Origin of the sequence: Methylobacterium sp. GXF4, assembly GCF_000272495.1 — a bacterium.
GTDB lineage: Bacteria > Pseudomonadota > Alphaproteobacteria > Rhizobiales > Beijerinckiaceae > Methylobacterium > Methylobacterium brachiatum.
On the sequence record NZ_AKFK01000031.1, the window covers coordinates 1 to 2114 of the forward strand.

3 protein-coding genes are annotated in these 2114 nt (G+C 65.1%); all 3 read right to left on the reverse strand.

Going from position 1 to position 2114, the window contains the following annotated elements; all coding sequences use genetic code 11:
• Positions 1 to 222 precede the first annotated feature (222 nt).
• Positions 223 to 1029 (reverse strand): IclR family transcriptional regulator, encoded by an 807-nt coding sequence (locus WYO_RS04030; RefSeq protein ID WP_007559351.1) that lies wholly within the window; start codon positions 1027 to 1029, stop codon positions 223 to 225.
• A gap of 394 nt (positions 1030 to 1423) precedes the next feature.
• Entirely contained in the window at positions 1424 to 1861 is a 438-nt protein-coding gene (locus WYO_RS04035) for a hypothetical protein (RefSeq protein WP_007559353.1), read from the reverse strand.
• Positions 1862 to 1904: 43 nt separating this feature from the next.
• Positions 1905 to 2114, reverse strand: a 210-nt coding sequence (locus WYO_RS31445; RefSeq protein WP_007559356.1) for a hypothetical protein, incomplete at its 5' end; no start/stop codon positions are given.

Below are 2114 nucleotides of genomic sequence, written 5' to 3' on the forward strand. Positions count from 1 at the left end.
CACGTCGTAATGCTGCGTCATCATCCCTCCGGCGGCACGGGCGTCACGAAGCAGCGCGCCGGCGTGATCCGACGAATGCTTCAGAGAATATCAATGTTCACCTGCCGTTAGCGCTATGCGACCTGATCGGCTTCGGCTGAAAGCTGTACGCTCGGCCTGTGAAACCCGAAGATACACCACAGCCGCGCAGCGTCGAGCCGGATCCTCAAGAGCCGATAGTTTTCATTCCGAAATTTGAGAATTTTCGAGCTCGTCCCGGTCGCTCAGGATGGTGCTGGACAGAAGCGCCGCCGCCTTCTGCAGGGGCTCGATGAAGGCATCCAGCCCGTCGAAGCCGACGCGCGCCATCGGCACCGAGACGCCCAGGCAGGCGATCAGGTCGCCATCCGGCGAGACGATGGGCACGGCGCAGCCCACCACGCCCAGCACGAATTCCTGGTTGCTCTTCGCCCAACCCCGGCGGCGCGTCTCCTCGAGTTGCACCAGCAGCGCGTCGGGATCGGCGATGGTCGTGGGGGTGTACCGGACGAGCGGGAGCGCGTGAGCCAGCCGATGCCGGTCCTTGGCGGGCAGCCGGCTCATGTAGATCTTGCCGGTCGACGTGCAGTGGAGCGGGGCGGCATCGCCCGGGTTGAACTGCAGCCCTTGCTGCTGCTTGGATCGCACGCTGTCGACGTAGATCACCGCGTTGTCCCGGACGACGCCGATCTCGCATTGCTCGCCGATCCGGTCGGCGACGGCGCTCAGCACGGCGTGCCGGCGCGCGGTGCGGAACGCCGCGCCGATGGTCTTCGCCGACAGCGTAACCAGCTTGCTCCCGACGACATACCGCTTGGTCCCGATGGCCTTCTGGACGAGGCCGCGATCCTCGAGGTTGCCGACGAGGCGATGGGCCGTCGGTATCGGCAGGCCGAGCGCGTCGGCGATCTCCGCGGCCGAGAGCGCCTTCTTCTGCTCGGCCACGAAGGTCAGTATGGCGAGGGCCCGATCCAGTGGTCCGTCGTGTGACCGTTTGGGTTCGTCCGTCACGGTGGGTCTCTCGCATCAGAAGCGCTTAGCTGTCCTCTACGGGAGCGAGCCTGAAAAGGCTTCAAGCTCGTTCGGGATACCGTGTGGAGACAGCGACATAAGCTGCACTTGGTGCCCGAGAGCCCTCGGCCAAGCCCGCTGGTCAAGGATCAACGGGACCGCGTGAGACGGACCTGTCGAAGCCCGGAGGCGGGTCGCGCGCGGGCAGCTTCGAGATGTCGGCCCGGGATCTCCGGGCGTTAATTCGCCGAGCCCAAGGGTGGGCGGCGATGCTCTTCCCCCGCGTCGGCCGCCTCGCGCGGCTATGAGCGCCGACCCGAGACCCTCGCGCACCGCCACCTCGTCGCCTTCACTGTTCTGCTCCTCGGGAACACCGCAGATCTTCGATCGGTGCTCAACGCCCTTCGACGTTGACTGATTTCCGGCACGGGCGGAGCGGCCCGTAGAAGCCGCTCCATTCCATGCCCAAGGCCTGGGCCCGCTCGGCGACCACGCCGGGCACCGACAGTAGGCTCATCACCGGTGAAGCCAGGATGGCCGGATCGTTCAAGAGCCGCCCGACCTGTCGTCCCCGCCACCAGAGCAGCCCGAACAGCAGGGCGCACATCAGAAGCAGACCCCAAGTCACGAGGCCCTCCCCGAAAATATAGAGGCCGTAGGGGGGCGCGAGGGCAGCGCTGAGCCAGGATAGGCCGAAGCCGACGATCGGCAAGAGGATCAGGAAGCCCAGCAACTCCAACGGCAGCCGGCGAAATACGCGGAGAGCGGCGTTTAGATCCTCGACCGACACGTAGTGGAGCGATAGCCGTTCATCGTTCACAGCCTGCGTCATGGCAACTCCTGAATCAGGTGCTCCGTTGAACTATGAAACGGCATCATTCCAGGACGCAACAGCCTTCTAGAAGCCCCTCTTTTGTCAGCCTGGTCGCGGGCTTGCTTTTTCCTGGCGCTCGGTAACAGGCTTGAGCGGCATCCCAGACCGGGATGGTCAGGATCGTCGTGCCGAGCGCGACGAGCAGGCTGTTGCCGGCGTAGTGCAGCAGGCCGTCGCCGAAGGCTTCGGACTTAGAGCGCCTAACAGAACG